Genomic DNA, 2,398 nt, shown 5'->3' on the forward strand with positions numbered 1-2,398 from the left:
TTGTCCCTGTGAGAGTAGGACGTCGCCAAGCAACTTTAAGACGAGTCAGAATGACTCGTCTTTTTTGTGTTTTATAACTTCTTTTCAAAGCTAAATATTTTGAAGTGCTGCTCATTTTTAAAAAGATTTTTGAGTACGTAGCTATATAAGTTTTATTCAATTTCTTTCGTGATTTTTGACAGGTAATTTAAGATTTTCTATTTTATTTCTTAAAGATAGAATTCATTGGTATGTTAAAATAGTACAGTTGTTTTTGATGTACTTTAATATAAGAAGATTTAAGTTAGAAAAGGAGATAATATGAAAAAGATAAGTATAATTACTATAGTAGTCTTAGTCCTGCTAGTAATCGTGTATATGTTAGTTGGAAATTATTTTTATAACTATGCATTAAATGCGAAACAAGAAAAGGAATTTTTGCAAGATAATCCTCATTTAGTGGAAACGGTAAATGCGTCGGGAGATGTATTGGCTGCAAATGAAGAAAAGAATGCAAACTTCGTATCGAAGTATAAACCTAACACATTAACTATACGTTCTTTCGATAAATTAAATTTAAAAGGTTATGAATATATGAATGAACCATCTAGTCATAAATGGGCAATTGTAGTTCATGGATATAGTGGTAGAGCATCAGAAATGACGAAATATGTTCGTAACTTTTATGAACAAGGCTATAATGTCATAGCACCAGACCTTCGTGGGCACGGAAATAGTGAAGGGGATTATGTTGGTATGGGCTGGCATGATCGTAAAGATGTGTTAATTTGGATTCAACAAATCTTAAAGAAAGACCCTAATGCTGAAATAGCTCTATTTGGTGTTTCAATGGGCGGGGCAACTGTAATGATGACTTCAGGAGAAGATTTACCTTCTAATGTTAAAGTTATTATTGAAGATTGTGGATACTCAACTGTTATTGATGAATTTACTTATCAACTAAAAGATTTATTCCACTTACCGAAGTTTCCTGTTATGAATGCGGCAAATACGGTTACTAAATTAAGAGCTGGGTATGATTTAGAAGAGGCCTCAGCTGTAAAACAAGTAGCGAAAAGTAAAACACCTATGCTGTTCATTCATGGGGATGCTGATACATTCGTTCCTTTTGAAATGTTAGATGAAGTATATACTGCTGCAAAAGTAGAAAAAGAGAAATTAATTGTTCCAGGTGCTGGACATGGGGAAGCGGAGAAAGTAGATTCGAATAAATATTGGAATACTGTATGGAAGTTCGTAGGGAAGTATATTCCGGCATAATTAAAGTTGTTGCATTTATATAGACGATAATCGGAGGGATAATAGTTAATCCTTTTGATTATCGTTTTTTTGTTAATTAGGTATTCTGCTATAAGTGTATTTTTGTATGTACTATATGAAGGAGGTAGAGCAAAAACTTTTGAATTCCTTAATCTCAGTGCTACAATGATTGAAAACTAAAAGTTAATGAGGTGTTTCTATGAAAATTGAAGTTTGGTCAGATTTTGTATGCCCATTTTGCTATATTGGGAAACTTAGATTAGAGATGGCTTTAGAGCAATTTCCGCATAAGAAGGATGTTGAAGTTGAGTTTAAAAGTTTTGAATTAGACCAAAATGCTCCAATCTATTCTGGGACAAGTATTAATGAAGTACTTGCATCAAAGTATGGAATTAGTATTGAAGAAGCTAAGCGTAATAACGTACAGCTAGGAAATCATGCAGCTAGTATGGGTTTAAGTTTTAATTTTGATGAGATGAAGCCGACGAACACGTTTGATGCGCATCGTCTTGCGAAGTTTGCAAAGGATCAAGGAAAAGAAAAAGAGATTACGGAAAATCTACTTTTCGCATACTTCACTGAATCGAGAAATTTAAGTGATGTGGATACACTTGCTACTATCGCTGAAGTTTCAGGTTTAGATAAGCAAGAGGCTTTAAATGTTATTAATGATAAAAATGCGTATGCAAATGATGTTAGAATTGATGAAGCGATTGCTCAGCAATATCAAATTTCGGGAGTACCTTATTTTATTATTAATCAAAAGTATGCTATTTCAGGTGCACAACCACTTGAAACTTTTGTTGGTGCACTTCAGCAAGTGTGGGAAGAAGAGAATCCTGCACCTAAGTTACAAGAACTTTCTTCAGAGGGTGGAAGCGATCTTTCTTGTACTGATGGAAGTTGTTCGGCGCCGTCGAAAGAGCAATAGTTTTTATAATAGAGTAGTACCCCATAGATAGTCCTGTGGGGTGCTTGTATATAACTATAGAAGAAATACATAAGTGAAATCTATAAAATATAAAGTTTTTTAAAAAACGTATTGACGATTATACTTTAGAGGTGTAATATAGAACAAGTCGCCGATGACAATAACGTCGTAAGCGACAAATGAAATAAAAAAACTTAGTTGACATTA

Annotated in this window: 2 protein-coding genes; both read left to right on the forward strand. The window is 33.4% G+C overall.

The features are described 5' to 3' along the window. The first annotated feature begins 300 nt into the window (after window positions 1-300). The gene (locus tag AB6801_RS31135) at window positions 301-1,260 is read left to right on the forward strand and encodes an alpha/beta hydrolase (RefSeq protein WP_097999693.1); all 960 of its coding nucleotides are present in this window, start codon (window positions 301-303) and stop codon (window positions 1,258-1,260) included. Window positions 1,261-1,459: 199 nt separating this feature from the next. Then, the gene (locus AB6801_RS31140; protein WP_097999694.1) at window positions 1,460-2,191 is read left to right on the forward strand and encodes a DsbA family oxidoreductase; all 732 of its coding nucleotides are present in this window, start codon (window positions 1,460-1,462) and stop codon (window positions 2,189-2,191) included. The last annotated feature ends 207 nt before the right edge of the window (window positions 2,192-2,398 follow it).

The organism is Bacillus sp. RCC_6_1, from assembly GCF_041360755.1.
In the GTDB taxonomy this organism is placed as follows: Bacteria; Bacillota; Bacilli; order Bacillales; family Bacillaceae_G; genus Bacillus_A; species Bacillus_A cereus.